Genomic DNA, 23,267 nt, shown 5'->3' with positions numbered 1-23,267 from the left:
AAATTCGGCACGCCCTCGAACATCAGCGTCGTCGCGCAGTTCGAAAGCGGCCCATAGACGATATAGGAATGGCCGGTGACCCAGCCGACATCGGCGGTGCACCAGTAGACGTCGCCATGATGGTAATCGAAGACATATTCATGCGTCATCGAGGCGTAGACGAGATAACCGCCCGTCGTGTGCAGCACGCCCTTCGGCTTGCCGGTCGAGCCTGACGTGTAGAGAATGAACAGCGGATCTTCCGCCTTCATCTTCACCGGCGGGCATTCGGCCTTCACCGTGGCGACTTCCTGGTGATACCAGAGGTCGCGGCCCGGCGCCCAGCCGGTCTTGCCGCCGGTGCGGCGCACGACCAGCACCTTGCTGACATTGACGTGCTGACGGGCGGCGATGTCGATCGCCGTATCGGTATTGTCCTTCAGCGGCACCGGCTTGCCGCCGCGCACGCCTTCGTCGCAGGTGATGACGAAGGTGGATTCGCAGTCGACGATGCGCCCCGCCAGCGCTTCCGGCGAGAAACCGCCGAAGACGACCGAATGCACCGCGCCGATGCGGGCGCAGGCGAGCATCGCATAAGCCGCCTCGGGGATCATCGGCATGTAGATGGTGACGCGATCGCCCTTCTTGACGCCGTGCTTCTTCAACACATTCGCCATCCGGCAGACGTGCTCGTAAAGCTCGTTATAGGTGATCTTCTTGTCGATATAGGGATTGTCGCCTTCCCAGATGATCGCCACCTGGTCGCCGTTCGTCTTCAGATGGCGATCGATGCAATTGTAGGAGACGTTGGTCTGGCCGTCCTCGAACCATTTGATCGAGACCTTGCCGGTAAAGGAGGTGTTCTTGACCTTGGTATAGGGCTTGAACCAGTCGATCCGCTTGCCGTGCTTGCCCCAGAACTTGTCCGGGTTCTCGACGCTTTCCTCGTACCATTTCAGGTACTTCTCCTTATCGATCAGGGCACGCGCCTTCACCGGCTTCGGCACCGGATGGATCTTCTCCGACATGGAACTCCTCCTCATGGGACATGCGACGGGCCAAGCGATCTACGAGCCCGAACTTCAAATCAGGGCAATTCATAGCAGGTCGCATCGCCACGGCAATTAGACAAAGGTCATTTGATTTCGGAAGAATTGCAATTCTGCGACAGTCCGGTTATATAGCGGCATATTTCCCGGACATTGTGGTGACAATCCACGGACCGCGACCGGCGCGGACGATAGAAGGACTATATCCATGGCTCAAACACTGCTCATGCCGAAGGCGACCGCCATCTGGCTTGTCGACAACACGGCGCTGTCTTTCGATCAGATCGCGCAGTTCTGCAAACTGCATCCGCTCGAGGTCAAGGCGATTGCCGATGGCGAAGCGGCGCAGGGCATCAAGGGCCTCGATCCGATCTCGACCGGTCAGCTTTCCCGCGACGAGATCGCCCGCGCCGAAGCCAATCCGAACCACAAGCTGAAGCTCTCCGAGCCGAAGGTGCGCGTGCCGGAATCCAAGCGCCGCGGCCCGCGTTATACCCCGGTTTCCAAGCGCCAGGACCGCCCGAACGCCATTCTCTGGCTCGTTCGCAACCATCCGGAGCTGAAGGACGCGCAGATTTCCCGCCTCGTCGGCACGACGAAATCGACGATCGAGCAGATCCGCGAGCGCACCCACTGGAACTCCGCCAACCTGGCGCCGATGGATCCGGTAACGCTCGGCCTCTGCAGCCAAATCGACCTCGACATGGAAGTGGAGAAGGCCTCCAAGGGCCGTCCGCTGCCGACCGCCGCCGAACTCGGCGCGACGCTGCAATCGGCGCAGGAAACCGAGCGCCTGACCCCGAGCTACGAGCGCGAGGAGGAAAAGGAAAAGGAAATCGACGCCGATGCCGTCTTCCGCAAGCTGAGCTCGCTGCGCTCGGCTCCGAAGGACGAGGACGAAGACGATCAGTACTGAGATACTAGCGATCTCATCAAGCAAACCCCGCCGAGCGAACGCCCAGCGGGGTTTTTTATGGAGAATCGCCTGTCCCCGCATCAGCTGCGGAACAAGGTGAGACTACAGCGACGCGCGCCTTTCAGACGCGCAAAGGACGCTGGAGCACTTCAACTGCTGCATAATTTAGTCCTCAAATCGAGTCCGATTCAAAGAACCATGCAGCAGGCCGGTAAAGGCAACTGCGACATGCGAAGCTTGCTGTGCGCCTTTGCCCATGACAAAGCCTTGCGCAGCATGGTTACAGTTTCCCAATTAGGCTCATTGAATACTTAACTTTTACATTGGCAGCGAGCCGAAACCGCGCTTGCGCAAGGCCTCGGCGATCTCCTCCAAAATCGCCGGATCGTCGATGGTTGCGGGCATTTTCCAGGGTATGCCATCGGCAATTTTCTGCATGGTGCCACGCAGGATCTTGCCCGATCGCGTCTTAGGCAATCTATTGACGGTGATGGCCGTCTTGAAGGCGGCCACAGGCCCGATCTGATCGCGAATCATCGCCACCACCTCCGATTCGATCACCGTCGATTCGCGCCGAACATGGCGCTTCAGGACCAGAAAGCCACAGGGAGCCTGACCCTTCAGCGCATCGATCACGCCGATGACCGCGCATTCGGCTACATCGGGGTGACGCGCGCAAACCTCCTCCATCGCACCAGTCGAGAGCCGATGACCGGCGCAATTGATGATGTCGTCGGTCCGCGACATGATGAAGAGGTAGCCGTCTTCGTCAACATAGCCGGCGTCGGCGGTCTTGTAGTAACCGGGGAACTCGTCGAGATAAGCCGATCGGAAACGGTCGTCCGCATGCCAGAGGGTCGGCAGGCAGCCGGGCGGCAGGGGTAGCCTGATGACGATATTGCCGAGCGTCCCCGCCTCGATAGAATGGCCGGCATCGTCGAGCACCGTCACCTCGTAGCCCGGCATCGGCAGTGCCGGAGAACCATGCTTGACGGGCAGGGCGCCGAGGCCGAGCGGATTTGCGGCGATCGGCCAGCCGGTCTCCGTCTGCCACCAGTGATCGATGACGGGGATGGCAAGCATGCGTTCGGCCCATTTCAGGGTCTCCGGATCGGCCCTCTCGCCGGCGAGAAACAGCGCCCGCAAATTCGGCATCTTGTAGTTCGCAATCAGTTCGCCGTCCCCATCCTCGCGTCGGATGGCGCGAAAGGCGGTCGGCGCCGTGAAGAGCACGCGCACGTCGTGCTCCGCAACGACCCGCCAAAATGCGCCGGCATCGGGCGTGCCGACCGGCTTTCCCTCGAAGATCAAGGTCGTCACGCCCGATATCAGCGGTGCATAGACAATATAGGAATGGCCTACGACCCAGCCGATATCGGAGGCCGTCCAGAAGACCTCGCCAGGGGTCAAGCCGTAGATATTCCGCATCGACCAGTTGAGCGCGACCATGTGCCCGCCATTGTCGCGCACCACGCCCTTCGGCTGGCCCGTCGTGCCGGAGGTGTAGAGAATGTAGAGCGGATCGGTCGCCTTGACGGAAACACAGGCCACCTCGGCGCCGCGATGGCGCGCCACCGCTGCCTCGAAATCCTCATCGCGGCCGCCGACAAGTTCTGCCTGAAGCTGCGGCCGCTGCAGCACCAGACAGTGCTCCGGTTTTACCCGCGCAATCTCGAACGCCTGATCGACCAGCGGCTTATAGGCGACGACGCGGCCAGGCTCGAGCCCGCAGCTCGCGGTAATCACCAGCCTGGCGCCGCTGTCGTCGATGCGGGCCGCAAGCTCGCTGGCGGCAAACCCGCCGAAAACGACGGAATGGACCGCACCGATCCGAGCGCAAGCGAGCATGGAAAATACTGCCTGCGGCAGCATCGGCATATAGAGGATGACCCGGTCGCCTCTGGCGATGCCGAGCGCCAGCAGCGTCGCGGCGATGGCCTTCACCTCGCCGAGCACCTCGTCATAGGAGAACCGACGCTTCTCGCCGGTCATGGCGCTGTCGAAGAGGATGGCCGTCTCGCCGCCGCGTCCGGCCGCGACATGCCGGTCCAGGCAATTGTGACAGGTATTGGTTTCCGCTCCCGAGAACCAGCGGCCGTAAATACCTTCGTCAGGCGAAAACACCCGGTCCGGCGGCGTGAACCAGTCGATTTCGTCGGCGGCTTCGCGCCAGAAAGCTTCGGGATCGCGTTTCCAGGCCGCATAGGCCTGATGATAGCCGTTCTGCATCTGCTCCTCCCCAGGACATGCAAGCCTCGATGTTAATCTAGGCAGAGGGGAGGGGAACGGGAAGCCCGACCAAAGCAGCGTATCAGCGCGCGCCGAAAATCGCCGATCCGACGCGGACGCTGGTGGCGCCGAAGGCGATTGCTGTCTCGTAATCGGTCGACATGCCCATGGAGAGTTTCTCAACGCCGGATTTCGACGCGAGCTTTGCCAGCAGGGCAAAATGTGGTCCGGGATTTTCCTCGGCCGGCGGAATGCACATCAGACCTTCGATGGAAAGACCGAGCTTGTCGCGACACAGCGAGACGAAGGCCGGCGTGTCGTCAGGGGCAATGCCGGCCTTCTGCGGCTCGAGCCCGGTATTGACCTGAACGTAAAGCCGCGGCCTCCTGTCTTGCCGCTGCATCTCCTTGGCAAGGGCGCGGGCAATCTTTTCCCGATCGACGGTCTCGATCACGTCGAAAAGCGCCACCGCGTCCGCCGCCTTGTTCGATTGCAGCGGCCCGATCAGATGCAGCTCGATGTCGGGATGTTCGGCTTTCAACGCCGGCCATTTGCCCTGGCTTTCCTGCACTCTGTTCTCGCCGAAAGTGCGCTGACCGGCTTCGATCGCCGGGCGGATCGCCTGCGCCTCGAATGTCTTCGACACCGCGACGAGCCGAACCGAGCCGGCCGGCCGGCGGGCCGCACGTTCCCCGGCGGCAATCCTTGACCGTACGTCGTTCAAGCGCTCTTGAAGTTCCATTGTTCTGCCTCGACATTTCAGCATGAGAATGATGGCAATGAACTAGCCAGCCATTCTGTGCTTGCCAAGACCCGCTGCCGCGAAATCGCCCGGCCCGCGTGAAGATCGGACGCTTGCAGCGCCTGCAAAACTTGACGCTACGGTGGTTTCATGGTGAAGGTCTCGACCAACCTCCCCTGATTTTCCGGAATTTCGAATACAATGGCCACCGAACGTTATAATCCGCGCGATGCCGAGCCCCGCTGGCAGCAGAAATGGAATGAAGACAAGGTCTTCGAGACCGACAACGCCGATCCGCGCGAAAAATATTACGTCCTCGAAATGTTCCCCTATCCCTCGGGGCGCATCCATATGGGCCATGTCCGCAACTACGCCATGGGCGATGTCGTTGCCCGCTACAAGCGTGCCCGCGGCTATAACGTGCTGCACCCGATGGGTTGGGACGCCTTCGGCATGCCGGCGGAAAACGCCGCCATGGAACGCGGCGTCCACCCGGCGTCCTGGACCTATCAGAACATCGCCTCGATGAAGGCGCAGCTGAAGGCCATGGGGCTTTCGCTGGACTGGAGCCGCGAGTTCGCCACCTGCGACGTCGACTATTACCAGCACCAACAGCATCTCTTCCTGGATTTCCTGGAGAAGGGTCTGGTCTACCGCAAGCAGTCGAAGGTCAATTGGGATCCGGTCGACAACACCGTGCTTGCCAACGAGCAGGTGATCGACGGCCGCGGCTGGCGTTCCGGCGCGCTGGTCGAACAGCGTGAACTGACGCAATGGTTCTTCAAGATCACCGATTTCAGCCAGGACCTGCTGGACGCGCTGGATACGCTCGACCAGTGGCCGGAAAAAGTTCGCCTGATGCAGAAGAACTGGATTGGCCGTTCGGAAGGCATGACCATTCGCTGGGAAATCGTGCCGGAAACGGCGCCGGCCGGCGAAACCGAGATTACCGTCTATACCACCCGGCCGGATACGCTGTTCGGCGCCTCATTCCTGGCGATTTCCGCCGACCATCCGCTGGCCAAGGATGCCGCCGCCAACAACGCCGAGATCGAGGCCTTTTGCGAGGAATGCCGCCGCGCCGGCACTTCGCTCGCAGCACTCGAGACCGCCGAAAAGAAGGGCCTGGACACCGGCATCCGTGTGCGCCATCCGCTCGATCCCTCCTGGGAGCTGCCCGTCTATATCGCCAATTTCGTGCTGATGGATTACGGCACGGGCGCGATCTTCGGCTGCCCCTCCGGTGACCAGCGCGACCTCGATTTCGCCCGCAAATACGGTCTGCCGGTCGTGCCCGTGGTCATGCCGAGCGATGGCGACGCTGCGAGCTTTTCCGTCGGCGATACTGCCTATGACGGCGATGGCGTCATGATCAATTCACGCTTCCTCGACGGCAAGACGACCGAAGAGGCCTTCAATATGGTTGCCGACCATCTGTCGGCCGCCTCGCTCGGCAATACGCCGGTGGCTGAGCGGAAGGTCAATTTCCGCCTGCGCGACTGGGGCATTTCGCGCCAGCGCTATTGGGGCTGCCCGATCCCGGTCATCCATTGCGATGCCTGCGGCGTCGTGCCGGTGCCGAAGAAGGACCTGCCGGTGAAATTGCCGGAAGACGTCAGCTTCGACCAGCCGGGCAACCCGCTCGACCGCCATCCGAGTTGGCGCCATGTCACCTGCCCGAATTGCGGCAAGGATGCCCGCCGCGAAACCGATACGATGGACACCTTCGTCGATTCGAGCTGGTATTTCACCCGCTTTACCGCGCCGTGGGAGGGCAAGCCGACCGATCCTGAGGCGGCTAACCGTTGGCTGCCGGTCGATCAATATATTGGCGGCATCGAGCACGCGATCCTGCATCTGCTCTATTCGCGTTTCTTTACCCGCGCCATGCGCGAGACCGGTCATGTCGCGGCGAGCGAACCCTTCAAGGGCCTGTTCACCCAAGGCATGGTGGTTCATGAGACCTACAGCCGCAACGCCGGCGCCGGCCGTGAATGGGTGGCTCCCGCCGATATCCGCATCGAGGAGATCGACGGCAAACGCCGTGCCCTGCTCTTGGCGACAGGCGAGGAGGTCGCCATCGGCTCGATCGAGAAGATGTCGAAATCGAAGAAGAATGTCGTGGATCCCGACGATATCATCGCCTCCTATGGCGCCGATACCGCCCGCTTCTTCGTGCTGTCCGATTCTCCGCCGGAGCGCGACGTCATCTGGTCCGAAGCGGGTGTCGAAGGCGCTCACCGTTTCACCCAGCGCCTGTGGCGGCTGATTTCCGAAGCAGCCGGCGTCCTGTCCGCCGTTGACGCCGCACCGGCAAGCGAGGGCGAGGCGCTGGCGATCTCGCAGGCGGCGCACAAGACGCTGAAGGCCGTTCAGAACGATTACGACAAGCTCTGGTTCAACAAGGCCGTCGCCCGCATCTACGAACTCGTCAATGCGCTCGCCTCGCCGCTGACGAGGGTTGCGGCAGGTGAGGGCGATATCGCCTATCGTGCCGCCGTGCGTGACGCGGCCGAGATTCTGATTCAGCTCGTCGCCCCGATGACGCCGCATCTCGCTGAAGAATGCTGGGCCACGCTTGGCAATACGGAGCTGCTTGCCCGCACCGACTGGCCGCGTTTCGTCGAAGCGCTCGTTGTTGAAAACGACGTTGTCCTGCCCGTGCAGATCAACGGCAAGAAGCGCACCGAATTGACAATTTCTCGCGATGCGGATCAGAATACCGTCACCGACGCCGTGCTGGAACTGGACGCGGTGAAGAATGTGCTGAACGGTCAGGCACCGAAAAAGATCATCGTGGTTCCCCAAAGGATTGTGAACATTGTCGTCTGAAATCGCTCGCAAGCTGGCCCGCAATGCCGGCATCGCCATGATCCTTGCCACCGCGACATTTCTGTCGGCCTGCCAGGTCCGGCCGCTTTATTCCGAGAGCTCGGGCGTCACCGAAAAGTTGTCCTCGGTCGGCTTTTCCGATGCATCCGGCCGGGTCGAACAACAGGTGCGCAATCGGCTGATCTTCCTGGCGTCGCGCGGCGCCGGCGAAGCGGCAAATCCGCAGTATCATGTTGAACTGCGGGCCACGTCGAGCGTCGCCGATACGCTCCTGCGGCAATCCGGCGATACGTCGCGCGCCGGTCGTGTCACCGTCACCGTCACTTATACGCTGAGCGCCATTGCCGACGGTCGCGTCATCAAGGCCGGCAGCCGCCAGACGACTGCTCTGGTGGATTTCTCCGAGCAGGAATTTGCCAAGCAGAGGGCGATCCGCGATGCCGAAAACCGCGCGGCCGACCAAGCGGCGGAATTCGTAGGAGCCGACCTCGCCGCCGCCCTCAGCCGCTGAGGGCGGGGAGGTGGCGGAGATCAAGTCCCACGAGTTCGAGACCTTTCTGCAGAAATCGGTGCGGAACTACCGGATTTTCGTCATTTACGGGCCGGATCGCGGTTTGGTATCAGAGCGCGCCGGCCAGCTCGCCGGCAAGACCGGCGTCGCGCTGGACGACCCTTTCTCGCTGACAAAACTCGATATCGCCGATCTGCAAAAGGATCCCGGGCGATTGGTTGACGAGGCCCAGTCCATCGGGCTGTTCGGCGGCGAAAAACTCATCTGGATCCGCGGCGCCGCCAACGAGAAATACCTCGTCGAGTCCCTGGCGCTCCTGGCTGAAAAACCGCTCGAGGCCGCCTATCTGATCGTGGAGGCCGGCGATCTGAAAAAGGGATCGCTGCTGCGCAAGACCGCGGAAGCCGCGCGAGCCGTCATGACGGTGCCGTCTTATGCCGACGACAGCCGCGCCTTGAACGGCTTGATCGATGCTGAACTCGGGGCGGAAAAGCTTGGCATTACACCGGCGGCGCGCCAGGCACTGATCGCACTGATTGGCGGCGATCGTATCGCTTCACGCAATGAAGTGCGCAAGCTCGCCCTTTACTGCCGCGGCCTCGATACGGTGGAAGAACATCACGTTACCGAAATAATCGGCGACGCCAGCGCGATCTCTGTTGACGATGCCGTCGACGCCATCCTCGGCGGCGACCTCAACGGCTTCCTCCATGCGATGCAAAAGATCAGCAGTTCGAAAACGGCGATCTTTCTCGTGCTCCAGGCTTGCCTGAAGCAGTTCCAGCTTCTGGATACCCTTCGTGCAGAGATGGAAGACAAGGGCTTGCAGGCGCCGCAGGTGATGCAAACGATGGGGCGGCATCTGCATTTTCGCCGCAAGCCAATCCTCGAGCAGGCGCTTCGCCAATGGTCCGCGGAGAGCATCGCGCGTGAATCCAACCGTCTGCAGGCGGCTATTCTTCAGAGCCGGCGTCGGCAGGTGCTGGAAGACAGCGCTGCGATGCAAACACTTCTCTCCACCACTCTGCAATCCGGTCGCAAGTCGGCGTGATTAACGCCTCTCCAGTAGGCGACAGACTTCCTCGAGCTGCTCGAGGGACTTATAGGAAATTTTGATCTGGCCGCCACTCGTTTTGTGATTGATTGACACATCGAGCCCGAGGGCATCGGACAGAGTGCGCTCCAGCGCCAGCGTATCCGAATCCTTTTGATCACGGCGTAAGGCCGTCTGCTGCGGCTCCGATTGCGCCTTGATATTGTTCTGCGCCAGTTTTTCGGCATCACGCACTGACATGCCCTTGGCCACGATCGTGCGGGCAAGGCTCGCCGGATCGGGCGTCGACACCAGCGCACGCGCATGTCCGGCCGAAAGACTGCCGGCGGCCAGCAGATCGCGAACCGGATCCGGCAATTTCAGCAAACGCAGCGAGTTGGCGACATGGCTGCGGCTCTTGCCGATAATTTCGCCAAGATCGTTCTGGGTATAGCCATATTCCGCGATAAGCTGTTCATAGCCCAACGCCTCTTCAAGAGGATTGAGATCCGCGCGCTGAACGTTTTCGACAATGGCAATCTCAAGCGCCGTTTTATCATCGACATCACGGATAATGACGGGGATATCGATCAGGCCGGCAAGCTGCGCTGCGCGCCACCGCCGTTCGCCGGCGATGATTTCATAGCGGTCCCGCTCCATCGTTCGCACCACGATCGGCTGCACGATGCCGTGCTGCCGAATCGAGCTGGCAAGATCGTGCAATTCGGTGTCGTCGAAGAAACGACGGGGGTTGCGGGGGTTACGACTGACGAATTCTATCGGGATCATCCGGTCGGCGCTGACGGTTCGTTCAGCCTCCACCGGAACAGGTTGATCCATTTCACCAATCAGCGCCGCAAGGCCACGGCCCAATCGCCTTTTCGATATATCGTCATTCATGATCAACACTCACCTGCATCCTGAAATGATTACGCGGCCAGTCTCTGGCGCTCCCGCTGAATGACCTCGGAGGCCAGCTGCAGATAGGCCTGGCTACCCGCGCATTTCAGATCATAAAGAATGGCCGGCTTGCCGTAGGACGGCGCCTCGGACACCCGGACATTGCGCGGAATTAACGTATGGTAAACCTTCTCGCCGAGATGCGTGCGCACATCATTGACCACCTGCTGGGCAAGATTATTGCGGGCATCGAACATCGTCAGGACGATGCCCTGGATATCCAGCCGCGGGTTGACCGTCCGGCGCACCTGACTGACGGTTTCGAGTAGCTGACTAAGCCCCTCGAGCGCGAAAAACTCGCACTGCAGCGGCACCAGCACCGAATGGGCTGCTGCCATGGCATTCATCGTCAGCAGGTTGAACGAAGGTGGGCAATCGAGAAGAATATAGGAAAACGCCATGGCTTCAGCGGACGACAGCGCCTTCCGCAATTTAAAGACACGATCGCTCTGCTGCGAGATTTCCATCTCGATGCCGAGCAGATCCATGGTCGATGGCACGATAAAGAGGTTGGGTACCGCAGTTTCCAGCGTCACCTCACTGAATCCGCGCTCTCCGACCATCAGGTCATAGGAGGAAAGCTTGCGATCGCGACGGTCGATGCCAAGGCCGGTGCTGGCATTGCCCTGCGGATCGAGATCCACGATCAGGACGCGCTCGCCGATGGCGGCCAGCGCTGTTGCCAGGTTGATGGCGGTGGTCGTTTTGCCAACGCCACCCTTCTGATTTGCGATGGTGATTATCCGATGTCGTTCGCCAGCCATTGCCGCAATATCCAATCTGTTAAACCAAGCGCCGGAGATTCGATATTTCCAAAATAACAGATTCCTGCTCGACGGCGCTCTTATGTTCTAACAGATCGAATTCCCACCGGCCACGTGCTTCGTCGATTTCCCTCAGGTAATCCCGGCCTTTATGAAAAAACCCACGACAATTTTCCTTGCCAAGCATCCATGGCGCTGCATAGCCGATCAGCCCGTCGAGGTCGGCGAGGGCTCTGGCTGAAATCGCATCACATTCGCCGATCTGGGCAGGGGCATCCTCGATTCGAATGGCATGAACGCTCCCGCGTGCATTTGTCTCCCGCAGTGCGGTTCGCAAAAAAGCTGCCTTTTTGCGGTTGCTTTCGACAAGATGCACCCACCCATCCTGTAGTTCCGCTAGGAAGATCGAGGTAATCACGCCGGGAAAGCCGCCGCCGCTGCCGAGATCGACCCAGCGAACCGGCTCGGGGTAAATCTGGAAAATCTGGCTGCTATCGGCGATGTGACGCCGCCAGAGATCGTCTAGCGTCGATGGCGCGACGAGATTGATGGCTTTTGCCCATTTCTGAAAGAGTACCGCAAAATGTTGGAGTCGTGCCTGTGTTTCACGTGAAACACGCAAACCGTTCAATTCCATTCTCAAAGACTCGCTTGTGTTAAGCAGTTTGGCGCTCTGCGCTGCTCCGCCGGCGCAAATGCACCAGCAACAGCGCGATAGCGGCCGGCGTCATACCCTCGACAATGGCTGCCTGCGCGACGTTGAACGGGCGGGCCGCACTAAGCTTCGTCTTGAGCTCGTTCGACAAGCCGGAAAGCGCAGAATAGTCGAAATCATCAGGGATACGCCGCTCCTCGTCGCGCTGCTGGTCGGCAATGGCCGCAGCCTGGCGGTCGAGATAAACCGAGTAGCCCGCTTCGATCTCCAACGCCTCGGCAACCGTCGGTTGGATCGCGCCCAGGGCATGCGGCCAGACCTGCCGGAGCGCGGCAAAGTCGTAATCCGGGTAGGACAATAAATCATAGGCCGTCCGGCGCTGACCATCCAGATTGATGTTCAGTCCGGCGCGCCGCGCTTCATTGGGGGTCACCGTCAGCGACATCAGCTGGGCCCGCCCGGCGTCGACTTCCGCTTGATAGGCCGTGAACCGCCGCTCGCGCGCACTGCTGACGCAGCCAAGTCGCATGCCAAGCGGTGTCAGCCGAACATCAGCATTGTCGGCCCGCAGAGTCAAACGATACTCCGCGCGCGACGTAAACATCCGATACGGTTCCGTAACGCCGCGCGAGGTGAGGTCATCTATCATCACCCCAGTGTAAGAATTCGTTCGGCTAAAATGGAACGGATCCGAATCGGTACTTCGCAGTGCAGCATTCAAGCCCGCCGCCAGCCCCTGCGCCGCTGCCTCCTCATAACCGGTGGTCCCGTTGATCTGGCCGGCGAGAAACAGGCCTTTCAGCCGCTTGACTTCAAGCGACGGCGTCAGCTCCCGCGGGTCGACATGATCATACTCGATGGCATACCCCGGCTGGAGGATCCGCGCCGTCTCGAGTCCGGGAATGGTCTTGATGAATTCCGCCTGGACCTCGGCCGGCAGCGACGTCGAAATGCCATTGGGATAGACCGTATCGTCGTCGAGGCCCTCGGGCTCGAGAAAGACCTGATGGCCGTCGCGTTCGCCGAACTTGACCAGCTTGTCCTCGATGGATGGGCAGTAACGCGGCCCCACACCTTCGATCTGGCCGGAATACATGGCCGAGCGCTTGATGTTGTCTACGATGATCCGGTGTGTCGCTTCGGTCGTCCGGGTGACGCCACATTCGATCTGCCGCGTCGTGATCGAATCCGTCATGAAGGAAAAGGGCACAAGGTCCTCGTCCGCACCCTGCCGACCGACGGATTGCCAGTCGATCGTCTTGCCGTCCAGCCGGGCCGGCGTGCCAGTCTTCAATCGCCCGAGGCGCAGCCCCAGCCGGGCCAGAGTCGCCGACAGCCCGAGCGAAGGGGGTTCGCCGACGCGGCCGGCGGGTGTCTTCTCCGAACCGATATGGATCAGACCGCGCAAAAAGGTGCCGGTCGTCAACACGACTGCCGGCGCTTTCAGCCGCCGGCCATCCTTCATGATCACGCCGGCAACACGGTTATCGACGACGTCGAGATCGAATGCGTCGCCTTCGACGACATCCAAGCCTGGTGTCGCTTCGATCGCCGCCAGCATCGCCAGTCGATACAGCTTCCGATCCGCCTGCGTTCGCGGACCGCGGACGGCCGCACCCTTCTTCCGGTTCAGCATTCTGAACTGGATACCGGCTAGATCGGCGACCCGGCCCATCAGACCGTCCATCGCGTCGATCTCGCGGACCAGATGTCCCTTGCCAAGCCCGCCAATCGCCGGATTGCAGGACATGACACCAATCGTGTCTCGCCTGTGGGTGACCAAGGCGGTTTTCGCCCCGAGGCGCGCAGCTGCACTGGCAGCCTCCGTGCCAGCATGGCCGCCGCCGATCACAATCACATCATAGACACTGCCGGTCATCTCAAACTCCAACTCGGCGGGGTTTCATGTGAACTCGGGCGACAGCCTCGAGAAGGTTTCACGTGAATCATTTGCCGATACAAAACTCCGAGAAGATCACATCGAGCAGCTGCTCGACATCCACCCGCCCGGTAATCCGTCCCAAATACTCAGCCGCTAGGCGAAGCTGCTCCGTGCGCAGTTCGAGGCTCGTCTCGCTCTGCGAGATTGCGGCATCGAGCGCTGCCAAACATTTCGCCAGCGAATCCTTATGCCGCTGCCGGCTCGGGATCGCCATAGACAGGCCATCAAACCGCTCTTTGACGACGCGCCCGATCAGCGCCCGCAATTCCGGCAGGCCCTCACCGGTTGCCGTCGAAATTCGCAGATCATATCGATCGGCTCCAGTCTCGGTGAGGTCCTTCTTCGTTCCGACCCTAACATGCGGCAAAGCCTGGTCCAAGTCGGCAGGAATGACGGGATCGCTCATATCGACCAGCAACAGCACAAGATCGGCATCGCGAAGCGCAACCCGCGCCCGCCTCACGCCTTCCATCTCGACCCGGTCGTCCGCCTCACGCAGACCCGCCGTGTCATAGAGTTTGACAAGATAGCCGTCAATGTCGAGATCCACCTGCAGGACGTCACGGGTGGTTCCGGCAATATCCGTGACGATGGCGACGTCACGTCGGGCGAGAGCATTCAGCAGGCTCGATTTTCCCGCATTCGGCGCGCCGGCGATGACCACCTTAAAGCCGTCCCTGATAATCTCGCCTGCCGAAGCCGCGTCGAGATGATGGCGGATATCGTTGCGAAGGCGATCCATGTCGGCCCAGACCATATCCGACACCGATCCCGGGACATCATCCTCGTCGGCAAAATCGAGTTCCGCCTCGATCAAGGCGCGCGCACGGGTCAATCGTTCCGCCCACGAATCGTATGCTGCCGAGACACCACCAGCGCTGTGTTCCACCGCAAGGCGGCGCTGCATCTCGGTCTCAGCCCCGATGAGATCGGCCAGGCCCTCGACCTCGACCAGATCAAGCTTGCCGTTTTCGAAAGCACGTCGCGAAAACTCGCCCTCAATCGCCATACGAACACCGGGGGTATCACCCAGCGCCTGAAACAGCGCTGCCAGGACGGCCTTGCTGCCATGGATCTGCAGCTCAGCGACATCTTCGCCGGTAAACGAGTTTGGAGCGGGAAAAAACAGCACCAGACCGCCATCGATCGGTTGGTTGTTACGCGCCCGAATCGTTCGGAAGGAAGCCAGCCGATCAGCCGGCACTGACCCGGCCAGCCTGGTTAGCAGTTCTCTGGTCAACGGACCGCTGATTCGAATGACCGAAACACCCGATGGCGGGGCGCCGCTCGAAAGCGCATAAATCGTATCATTTACCATGGCCATGCGTCCGCGTGTCAGTTCGAATCCGAATCGATTCCTCTCAAATAAAAAGCTGGCGACATCGAGGCGATGCGCCAGCTCTCGAAGGATGAATCCGGCTAAGGATCAGGTATTCATCGAGTCGAAGAAATCGGAATTGTTCTTCGTCTGCTTGAGCTTATCTATCAGGAATTCGATCGCATCGGTGGTGCCCATAGGAGCGAGGATACGGCGAAGAACGAAGATCTTCTGCAGATCCTGGCGTGGGACGAGCAGGTCTTCCTTACGCGTGCCGGACTTGAGAATGTCCATCGCCGGGAAGATGCGCTTGTCGGCGACCTTGCGGTCGAGGACGATTTCCGAATTGCCGGTACCCTTGAACTCTTCGAAGATCACTTCGTCCATGCGGCTGCCTGTATCGATCAGCGCCGTTGCGATGATGGTCAGAGAACCACCTTCCTCGATGTTGCGCGCGGCGCCGAAGAAGCGCTTCGGCCGTTGCAGCGCATTGGCGTCGACACCACCTGTCAGCACCTTGCCGGAGGAGGGGACAACGGTGTTATAGGCGCGCCCGAGGCGTGTGATCGAATCGAGCAGGATCACGACGTCGCGGCCATGCTCAACGAGACGCTTGGCCTTTTCGATGACCATTTCGGCCACCTGGACGTGACGCACCGCCGGTTCGTCGAAGGTCGAGGAAATGACCTCGCCGCGGACGGAACGCTGCATGTCCGTCACCTCCTCCGGACGTTCGTCGATCAGAAGGACGATGAGATAGCATTCCGGGTGATTGGCCGTGATCGAATGGGCGATGTTCTGAAGAAGGACGGTCTTACCAGTGCGCGGCGGCGCGACGATCAATCCGCGCTGGCCCTTGCCGAGCGGCGCCACCAGATCGATCACGCGGGGCGACAGATCCTTGGAGGTCGGAATGTCGAGTTCCATCTTGAAGCGCTCATTCGGATAGAGCGGCGTCAGATTGTCGAAATGAACCTTGTGACGAATCTTTTCCGGATCGTCGAAATTGATGGTGTTGACCTTCAGCAGCGCAAAATAGCGCTCGCCTTCCTTTGGTCCGCGGATCGGTCCCTCGACCGTGTCGCCTGTCTTCAAAGAGAAACGGCGGATCTGCGACGGCGAGATATAAATATCGTCAGGGCCGGGCAGGTAGTTGGCGTTGGCCGAGCGCAGGAAGCCGAAGCCGTCCTGCAGCACTTCGACCACCCCTTCGCCGATGATCTCCACATCCTGGCTGGCCAGCATCTTGAGGATCGCAAACATCAGCTCCTGTTTGCGCATCGTGCTTGCATTCTCGACCTCGAGCGATTCGGCGAAAGCCAGAAGATCCGTCGGGGATTTGCTCTTAAGTTCCTGAAGCTTCATTTCAGCCATGAAGTGACCAATACTCTTTTCATTTTCGAAGGGGAAAGGCGATGTTGGGTCGTATTCGGTACTGCGAAAGGGGCTCGCAGACGACTGAACTCTTCACACATGCCACGTAGATGAGATGCGCGGAAAATAGCGAGTCGCAATCGCGCCCGCAAGGGGGCTGATTAAAATGAAGCAAATTTAACCTGAGGAGGATTTTCCTCAGAACGGCTTCACCACGGCGAGGATCACGATCAGGATCATCAGCAGTGTCGGCGCCTCGTTCATGAACCGCCAATAGCGTGCCGAGCGGCGATTTTCGTCGCGCTCGAAAGCGCCGACCGCACGGCTGAAGAACATATGAACAGCGGTCAGCAGCACGACCAGACCGATCTTGGCATGCAGCCAGCCGCCCTGGAACCCATAGACCGACCAGGCGAGATAAAGACCGAAGATCCAGGTCAGCATCATCGCCGGTGTCATGATGATCCGCAGCAGCCGGCGCTCCATCACCTTGAAGGTTTCCGACTGCACCGAGCCCGGCTCCGCGTCGGTGTGATAGATGAACAGCCGCGGCATGTAGAACAGCCCGGCCATCCAGGAAATCACCGCGATGATGTGAAGCGCCTTGATCCAGAGATAGAGATTGTCGGGGTTCCAGGCGAAAAGCCCGACCGCCATCAGGGCGAAGAAGGCCAGCGCAAAATGCGCACGGCGCCGGGCATAGGCGCCAGGTTTCCGATCCGTCTGCCTTTCAGTCGTCACTTCGCGCCCCGCACGCGTTCGACCAGCTGACGCACATGGTCCGGGTCGGCCTGCGGCGTGATGCCGTGGCCGAGATTGAAGATCAGCGGTCCATGGCCGAGATGCTGCAGAATATCGTCGATACCCTCTTCCAGCGCCCGGCCGCCGGCAACGACGCGCATCGGATCGAGATTGCCCTGCACCGGTCCATCCTTCTGAAGTTCGGCGGCAAAGGCCAATGGGACCGACCAGTCAAGGCCGATGGCATCGGCGCCGGTCTTCTGACGATAGGTTTTCAGCTGAGAGCCGGCCCCCTTGGCAAAGGCGATGACGCGCGCATGCGGGCGCTGCGACTTGATCGACGCGATCATCCGAGCAACCGGCCTGATTGCGAAAGCTTCGAACTCCTTCTCCCCGAGAACCCCAGCCCAGGAATCGAAGATCTGAACGGCATCGGCGCCGGCGTCGATCTGGGCGACGAGATAGTCTGCCGACACGTCGGCAAGCAGCATCAGCAGATGTTCGAAGGCGCGGGGATATTTGTAGGCGAAGAGACGGGCAGGGGCCTGATCCGGCGTGCCGTGTCCGGCGATCATATAAGTCGCAACCGTCCAGGGCGCCCCGCAGAAGCCGAGCAGGGTCGTCTCATCAGGCAACTCCTCCCGCAACCGTCGCACCGTTTCCAGAACCGGTCTGAGATAGGCGACGACCTCTTCCCCGTTCAATCGCCCGATCCCGGCTTCATCGATCGGATCCATCTCCGGCCCATGCCCTTCGGTGAACCGGACATTCCGTTTCATTGCATCGGGGATGACCAGAATATCGGAAAACAGGATGGCCGCATCGAAGCCATAGCGGCGGATCGGCTGCAGCGTCACTTCAACAGCGTAATCGGGGGTGTAGCAGAGATCGAGAAAACTTCCGGCCTTTGCCCGCGTCTCTCTGTATTCCGGCAGGTAACGTCCCGCCTGCCTCATCAGCCAGAGAGGGGGAGGGCTCAGGCTTTCGCCATCGAGAACCCTCATGATCTTTCGGCGCGTGTCTCTCAAGCGCTTCTTCCCTATAAAAAATCAAAAATATTTTAAAAGGTTTCTATTTCTTAGAGTCGGTGTCTATCAAGGATTAAAATCCATCCACTGCCGATGCCATTTGTCGCGCGCCCTCACCAAAGCTCGAAAAGAATTTTCCGATCCTGCGAAATTTCGGGGAGAGAGCGAATCGGAGAATGATTCCAAAACTTTACTGGGAAGCCAATTTTCTCCTTCCTGTGGATAAGTTGTGGAGCTTTCTTCGACAAACCGATTTCGTCCCCATCCTCCACAGGACCTGACAAAACAGGTCCGCAAAATTCGAAATGTGGATAAGGCGGCATGTTTTCCCTTGCCCGAGGCAGCCTCACCGCCTTAGCTCTCCATCATCCAGTGTTTTCAACAGGCAGCGGAAAATAGCGTGGAGAACAGAACGAACTTCTTTCATCTGCATCTGATTTCTGACTCGACGGGAGAGACTCTGATCTCCGCCGGCCGCGCCGCCTCGGCGCAGTTCCGATCCGCTCAGCCGATCGAGCACGTCTATCCGCTGATCCGCAATCGCAAGCAGCTGCTGCCGGTTCTGCAGGCAATCGACGATGCGCCCGGCATCGTGCTCTACACCATCGTCGACCGGGAACTGGCGAGCCTGATCGACGAGCGCTGCACCGAAATGGGCGTTGCTTCGGTCAATGTGCTGGAGCCGGTCATGAATGCGTTCCAGATCTATCTCGGCGCTCCGTCGCGTCGCCGGGTCGGAGCCCAGCATGTGATGAATGCTGGCTACTTCGCCCGCATCGAAGCGCTGAATTTCACCATGGATCACGACGACGGCCAGATGCCGGACGATTACAACGATGCCGATGTCGTCATCATCGGCATCAGCCGGACATCGAAGACACCGACAAGCATCTATCTCGCCAATCGCGGCATCAAGACGGCCAACATTCCGATCGTCTACGGCGTGCCATTGCCCGAGAGCCTATTTGTCGCGACCAAACCCCTGATCGTGTGCCTGATCGCCACCACCGACCGCATCTCCCAGGTGAGGGAAAACCGCGTCCTCGGAGCGACCCAGGGCTTCGATCGCGAACACTATACCGATCGTGCCGCGATCTCCGAGGAGCTGAAATATGCCCGCTCGCTTTGCGCCCGTCACAACTGGCCGCTGATCGACGTGACCCGCCGCTCGATCGAGGAAACCGCCGCGGCAATCGTTGCCCTGCGCCCGAAGCTGCGCTAAGCGCTGACGCAAAGCCGGCACTCCGAGGAGCCTATGACAACAAACATCATCCTTGCATCGTCGAGCCCGTTTCGCCGGATGCTGATGGAAAATGCCGGTCTATCTTTCGAGGCGCATGCCGCAAGGATCGATGAAAGGGCGCTGGAAGCGCCGTTGGAAAAAGCCGGCGCGACCCCGGATGCCGTTGCCCTCGCCCTCGCCAGGGCCAAGGCCGAGGATGTCAGCCGCCGTTTTTCAGACAGCCTGGTTATCGGTTCGGATCAGACGATGTCGCTCGGCGACCGCGTCTTCCACAAGCCGAAGGACATGGCCGACGCGGCGAGCCATCTTCACGCCCTGTCGGGAAAAACGCATCGATTGAACAGCGCCGTCGCCATCGTCACCAATGGCGTGGTCCTGTGGGAACATTTGGCCCATGCGGAGCTGACGATGCGGCCGCTGACGACGGATTTCATTGCCGGGCATCTGGCGCGGGTCGGCGACGGAGCGCTTTCGAGCGTCGGCGCCTATCAATTGGAGGGGCAGGGCATTCAGCTCTTCGAGAAAATCGAAGGTGATTATTTCACCATTCTCGGCCTGCCGATGCTGCCGCTTCTGAAGAAATTGCGCGAATTCGGAGCGATCGATGGGTGATTCACGTGAAACATTCGGGCCGAAAGCGTTTGTCACCGGCTTTCCGGTCAAGCATTCGCGCTCGCCGTTGATCCACGGATATTGGTTGAAGACCCTCGGCCTGCCAGGCAGCTACCGCGCTCACGAAGTCGCACCGGAAGCCTTTGCCGATTTCATCGCTTCGCTGAAGGACGGCAGTTCCGGCTTTATCGGCGGCAATGTCACCATTCCCCACAAGGAATTGGCCTTCCGCCTCGCCGACAGGCCGGACGCGCTGTCGCACGAACTCGGCGCGTCGAACACGCTGTGGCTGGAGGATGGCCTTCTTCACGCGACAAATACCGACGGCCGCGGCTTCACTGCCAATCTTGACGAACGCCATCCGGGCTGGGACCGGCATGACACGGCGGTGATCTTCGGCGCCGGCGGCGCCAGCCGGGCCATCATCCAGGCGGTTCGCGACCGCGGCTTCAAGACGATCCACGTCGTCAACCGTACGGTCGAACGGGCCCGCGAACTGGCCGACCGTTTTGGCTCGAAGGTTCAGGCTCATCCGGCCGGGGCCCTTGCTGGGGTGATGAAAGGTGCTGGCCTCTTTATCAACACCACGTCGCTCGGCATGGATGGCGAGGCGGCGCCGCAGCTCGATTTCACCCCTCTTGCCGCCGACGCCGTCGTCACCGATATCGTCTATGTGCCGCTGAAGACGCCGATTCTGGCGCAGGCGCAAGAGCAGGGCTTTGCGATCGTCGATGGCCTCGGCATGCTGCTGCATCAGGCCGTGCCGGGCTTCGAGAAATGGTTCGGCAAGCGTCCCGTCGTCGACGCCGCACTGCGTGCGCTGATTATTGCGGATATGGAAGCACATTGATGCTGACGATCGGATTGACCGGCTCGATCGGAATGGGAAAGTCGACGGCCGGCAAGCTCTTTGCCGAGGCCGGGATCCCGCTGAACGATTCGGATGCCGTGGTCCACGATCTCTATGCCGGCGAAGCTGCACCGCTGGTGGATGTCGCCTTTCCCGGCACGATGAAGGAGGGCGTGGTCGACCGGCACGAACTCGGTCGCCAGCTGGCACTCGATCCCGACGGCTTCAAGCGGCTGGAAGCAATCGTTCACCCGCTGGTCCGCAAGCGCGAAACGGAATTTCTGGCACGCCACCGCGCCGCCGGCGCCGAGATGGTTCTGCTCGATATCCCGCTGCTTTTCGAAACCGGCGCCTGGGAAAGGGTGGATGTCATCGTCGTCGTCAGCACCGATCCACAGATTCAGCGTCAGAGGGTGCTTGCGCGCGAAGACATGACCGAGGAAAAATTCGACATGATTCTCTCTCGCCAGACGCCGGATGCAGAAAAACGGCGCCGTGCCGATTACCTGATCGACACCAGTCACAGCATTGAGCAGACGAGGGAACGGGTGCTTGAGATCGTCGCCGATCTGAAAATGCGAATTGCCAAGGGAGATTTCCGGAATGCGTGAGATCATTTTCGATACGGAAACCACCGGCCTCGACAACCGGATGGACCGCATCATCGAAATCGGCGGCATCGAACTCTTCAATCACTTCCCGACCGGCAACACGCTTCATATCTACATCAATCCGGGAGCTCAGAAGGTCCATCCGGATGCGCTCGCCGTGCACGGCATTACCGACGAATTCCTGAAGGACAAGAAAGCCTTCGCCGAGGTCGCCGAGGAAATTCTCGCCTTTTTCGGCGATGCGAAATGGATCGCCCATAACGCTACTTTCGACATGGGCTTCATCAATGCTGAATTCGCGCGGATCGGTTTGCCACCGATCCTTCCGGAAAGGGTGGTCGATACGCTGTCCATGGCGCGGCGCAAACATCCGATGGGACCAAATTCGCTCGACGCGCTTTGCCGGCGTTACGGCGTCGACAATTCGCACCGCGCCAAACACGGCGCACTTCTCGACTCTGAACTGCTGGCCGAAGTCTATATCGAAATGATCGGCGGCCGGCAGGCGGCCCTTGGCCTCGGCCTATCGGGTCAATCCGGCCAGGCGGCGCGCGGCGAAATGGCAATGGAAGATGATGGCGTGATAGCAGCGGTGCTTGAGCGGCCCCGCCCGCTTGCACCCCGCCTCAGCCAGGCCGAAGCGCAGGCGCATGAGGCGCTGGTCGCCAAGCTCGGCGAAAAAGGCATCTGGTCGAAATTCGGCAGCGCGGCGTCGAATTGAAAATGCCCGGGACCTGCCCGGGCATCCGCACGTCGGAACGAAGGAAATCAGTTCGGAACGGCCTGAACCTTGGCGCGGGCCTGCTCTTCGGCAACGCGCTGGGCGAACATCTGCGTGAAGTCGATCGGGTCGATCATCAGCGGCGGAAAGCCGCCGTTGCGGGTCACGTCGGCGATGATCTGACGGGCGAAGGGGAAGAGCATGCGCGGGCATTCGATGAAGAGAACCGGCAGCATGTGCTCCTGCGGGAAGCCGGCAACGCGGAAGACCCCGCCATAGACGAGTTCGGTGTGGAACACCGTTTTGTCATCGTCCTTGGCCTCGGCATTCAGCGACAGCACGACATCGAAATCCGTGTCGGAAAGAGGATTGGCGTTGACGTTCACATTGATGTTGATCGTCGGCGCCTTGTCGCGCGCCTGCAGCGAACGCGGCGCACCCGGATTCTCGAAGGACAGATCCTTAGTATATTGCGCAAGGATCGAAAGGGTGGGGTTGGTCGCACCGTTGCTGTTGTTGTCGTCTGCCATTGGCTTTTCCTCGAAGGGCATGGGAATGGTGCCGCCATCTAACATTTCGGGAAGGGGCTTACAACCCTGGGCGCTGGGCGCCGTTGCTCGGTCGAACCACCTCAATCACTGAGATGTTTGCCGGACCACGGCGAGTTGCGGTCCGGCCGCCTATGATAATCCTCCTCGTCGAGATCCACCACCTTCGAATTCCGGTTGCCGTCGCGGAAATCCGGCTTCGGGCCGGCGGAAAAGCCGTGCTGGGCGTTGACGACGACGAAGCGCTTGGCGATCGAGCGCCAGACGAGATCGCGCACCGGCGGAATGAGAATAAGGATGGCGATGATATCGGTGAGGAAGCCGGGAATGATGAGAAGCAGCGCGGCGATGACGTTCATCGCCGGCTTCAGCAGATCGCTGCCGGGCATCACGCCGTTTCGTCCTTCGCTCGACATGCGGCGCAGGATACCGACGCCCTGCCGCCGCAGCAGGACCACGCCGAAAACAAAGCTCGCTACGACGAGCGCAAGTGTCAGCGCCAAGCCGAGCGCCCGGCCGACGACGACGAAACCGGCAATTTCGCCAAGCGGCAGCAACAGAATGAAAGCCGGCAGGATTGAAAAACGCATGGTCGTCATGTCCCGGACT

The 23,267-nt window shown here is 60.3% G+C and carries 22 protein-coding genes; 9 read left to right on the top strand and 13 right to left on the bottom strand.

Annotated features, from left to right (window positions below; genetic code table 11):
* Window positions 1-1,007, bottom strand: a 1,007-nt coding sequence (locus GGI60_RS28560) for an AMP-binding protein (RefSeq protein ID WP_183919504.1), incomplete at its 3' end; no start/stop codon positions are given.
* 229 nt (window positions 1,008-1,236) lie between these two features.
* On the opposite strand from GGI60_RS28560, the gene GGI60_RS28555 reads away from it, so the two are divergent.
* Window positions 1,237-1,944 (top strand): DUF1013 domain-containing protein, encoded by a 708-nt coding sequence (locus GGI60_RS28555; RefSeq protein WP_183919506.1) that lies wholly within the window; start codon window positions 1,237-1,239, stop codon window positions 1,942-1,944.
* 318 nt (window positions 1,945-2,262) lie between these two features.
* Here the strand turns inward: GGI60_RS28555 and GGI60_RS28550 are convergent, their stop codons facing one another.
* Together GGI60_RS28550 and GGI60_RS28545 are read right to left on the bottom strand one after the other, a co-directional pair.
* On the bottom strand, window positions 2,263-4,173 hold the full coding sequence (locus GGI60_RS28550; RefSeq protein ID WP_183919508.1) for a propionyl-CoA synthetase: 1,911 nt from the start codon (window positions 4,171-4,173) through the stop codon (window positions 2,263-2,265).
* A gap of 82 nt (window positions 4,174-4,255) precedes the next feature.
* Complete coding sequence (locus GGI60_RS28545; protein WP_183919510.1) at window positions 4,256-4,915, bottom strand: YggS family pyridoxal phosphate-dependent enzyme; 660 nt, start codon at window positions 4,913-4,915, stop codon at window positions 4,256-4,258.
* A gap of 201 nt (window positions 4,916-5,116) precedes the next feature.
* Between GGI60_RS28545 and leuS the strand changes: the two genes are divergently transcribed.
* Genes leuS through holA form a run of 3 tightly spaced genes read left to right on the top strand, consistent with a single transcriptional unit; the run spans window position 5,117 to window position 9,309 of the window.
* Entirely contained in the window at window positions 5,117-7,747 is a 2,631-nt protein-coding gene (gene leuS, locus GGI60_RS28540) for a leucine--tRNA ligase (protein ID WP_183919512.1), read from the top strand.
* On the top strand, window positions 7,737-8,258 hold the full coding sequence (gene lptE / locus GGI60_RS28535) for an LPS assembly lipoprotein LptE (RefSeq protein WP_183919514.1): 522 nt from the start codon (window positions 7,737-7,739) through the stop codon (window positions 8,256-8,258). The genes leuS and lptE overlap by 11 nt, the downstream gene beginning before the upstream one ends.
* A gap of 10 nt (window positions 8,259-8,268) precedes the next feature.
* Window positions 8,269-9,309, top strand: coding sequence for a DNA polymerase III subunit delta (gene holA / locus GGI60_RS28530; RefSeq protein WP_183919516.1), 1,041 nt, complete (start codon window positions 8,269-8,271; stop codon window positions 9,307-9,309).
* Here holA and GGI60_RS28525 read toward each other — a convergent pair whose 3' ends face one another.
* The 8 genes from GGI60_RS28525 to hemE form a co-directional block, all read right to left on the bottom strand.
* Entirely contained in the window at window positions 9,310-10,191 is an 882-nt protein-coding gene (locus tag GGI60_RS28525) for a ParB/RepB/Spo0J family partition protein (protein ID WP_183919629.1), read from the bottom strand.
* Window positions 10,192-10,220: 29 nt separating this feature from the next.
* On the bottom strand, window positions 10,221-11,015 hold the full coding sequence (locus GGI60_RS28520; RefSeq protein WP_183919518.1) for a ParA family protein: 795 nt from the start codon (window positions 11,013-11,015) through the stop codon (window positions 10,221-10,223).
* Window positions 11,016-11,034: 19 nt separating this feature from the next.
* Window positions 11,035-11,652, bottom strand: coding sequence for a 16S rRNA (guanine(527)-N(7))-methyltransferase RsmG (gene rsmG, locus GGI60_RS28515; protein ID WP_183919520.1), 618 nt, complete (start codon window positions 11,650-11,652; stop codon window positions 11,035-11,037).
* Between the two features lie 19 nt (window positions 11,653-11,671).
* Window positions 11,672-13,549, bottom strand: a complete 1,878-nt coding sequence (mnmG, locus tag GGI60_RS28510) for a tRNA uridine-5-carboxymethylaminomethyl(34) synthesis enzyme MnmG (RefSeq protein WP_183919522.1) — start codon at window positions 13,547-13,549, stop codon at window positions 11,672-11,674.
* A 67-nt stretch (window positions 13,550-13,616) separates the two neighbouring features.
* Window positions 13,617-14,936, bottom strand: coding sequence for a tRNA uridine-5-carboxymethylaminomethyl(34) synthesis GTPase MnmE (mnmE, locus tag GGI60_RS28505; protein ID WP_183919524.1), 1,320 nt, complete (start codon window positions 14,934-14,936; stop codon window positions 13,617-13,619).
* A 102-nt stretch (window positions 14,937-15,038) separates the two neighbouring features.
* Window positions 15,039-16,304 carry a transcription termination factor Rho gene (gene rho, locus GGI60_RS28500; RefSeq protein WP_003571435.1) on the bottom strand — a complete coding sequence of 422 codons (1,266 nt, stop codon included), beginning with the start codon at window positions 16,302-16,304 and terminating at the stop codon, window positions 15,039-15,041.
* Window positions 16,305-16,502: 198 nt separating this feature from the next.
* Complete coding sequence (hemJ, locus tag GGI60_RS28495; RefSeq protein WP_183919526.1) at window positions 16,503-17,045, bottom strand: protoporphyrinogen oxidase HemJ; 543 nt, start codon at window positions 17,043-17,045, stop codon at window positions 16,503-16,505.
* Window positions 17,042-18,073: a uroporphyrinogen decarboxylase gene (hemE, locus tag GGI60_RS28490; protein WP_183919528.1), complete on the bottom strand. Its 1,032-nt coding sequence runs from the start codon at window positions 18,071-18,073 to the stop codon at window positions 17,042-17,044. The genes hemJ and hemE overlap by 4 nt, the downstream gene beginning before the upstream one ends.
* A gap of 400 nt (window positions 18,074-18,473) precedes the next feature.
* On the opposite strand from hemE, the gene GGI60_RS28485 reads away from it, so the two are divergent.
* The 5 genes from GGI60_RS28485 to dnaQ are packed head-to-tail and all read left to right on the top strand — an operon-like array spanning window position 18,474 to window position 22,110.
* The gene (locus tag GGI60_RS28485; RefSeq protein WP_183919530.1) at window positions 18,474-19,295 is read left to right on the top strand and encodes a pyruvate, water dikinase regulatory protein; all 822 of its coding nucleotides are present in this window, start codon (window positions 18,474-18,476) and stop codon (window positions 19,293-19,295) included.
* 33 nt (window positions 19,296-19,328) lie between these two features.
* Window positions 19,329-19,928 carry a Maf-like protein gene (locus GGI60_RS28480; RefSeq protein ID WP_183919532.1) on the top strand — a complete coding sequence of 200 codons (600 nt, stop codon included), beginning with the start codon at window positions 19,329-19,331 and terminating at the stop codon, window positions 19,926-19,928.
* A complete protein-coding gene (locus tag GGI60_RS28475; protein ID WP_183919534.1) occupies window positions 19,921-20,778 on the top strand; it encodes a shikimate dehydrogenase in 858 nt (285 codons plus the stop codon). Before GGI60_RS28480 ends, GGI60_RS28475 begins: the two co-directional genes overlap by 8 nt.
* Complete coding sequence (gene coaE, locus GGI60_RS28470; protein ID WP_183919536.1) at window positions 20,778-21,389, top strand: dephospho-CoA kinase; 612 nt, start codon at window positions 20,778-20,780, stop codon at window positions 21,387-21,389. Before GGI60_RS28475 ends, coaE begins: the two co-directional genes overlap by 1 nt.
* Window positions 21,382-22,110: a DNA polymerase III subunit epsilon gene (dnaQ, locus tag GGI60_RS28465; protein ID WP_183919538.1), complete on the top strand. Its 729-nt coding sequence runs from the start codon at window positions 21,382-21,384 to the stop codon at window positions 22,108-22,110. Before coaE ends, dnaQ begins: the two co-directional genes overlap by 8 nt.
* 47 nt (window positions 22,111-22,157) lie before the next feature.
* Here the strand turns inward: dnaQ and secB are convergent, their stop codons facing one another.
* The gene (gene secB / locus GGI60_RS28460; protein WP_037115887.1) at window positions 22,158-22,640 is read right to left on the bottom strand and encodes a protein-export chaperone SecB; all 483 of its coding nucleotides are present in this window, start codon (window positions 22,638-22,640) and stop codon (window positions 22,158-22,160) included.
* A gap of 101 nt (window positions 22,641-22,741) precedes the next feature.
* Entirely contained in the window at window positions 22,742-23,248 is a 507-nt protein-coding gene (locus GGI60_RS28455) for an FxsA family protein (RefSeq protein WP_312862820.1), read from the bottom strand.
* Between the last annotated feature and the right edge of the window lie 19 nt (window positions 23,249-23,267).

Source organism: Rhizobium lentis, from assembly GCF_014200175.1.
Classification (GTDB): Bacteria; Pseudomonadota; Alphaproteobacteria; order Rhizobiales; family Rhizobiaceae; genus Rhizobium; species Rhizobium mulingense.
Note: the sequence above shows the minus strand (reverse complement) of the source record. Positions and strands in the feature narration are given on the sequence as shown.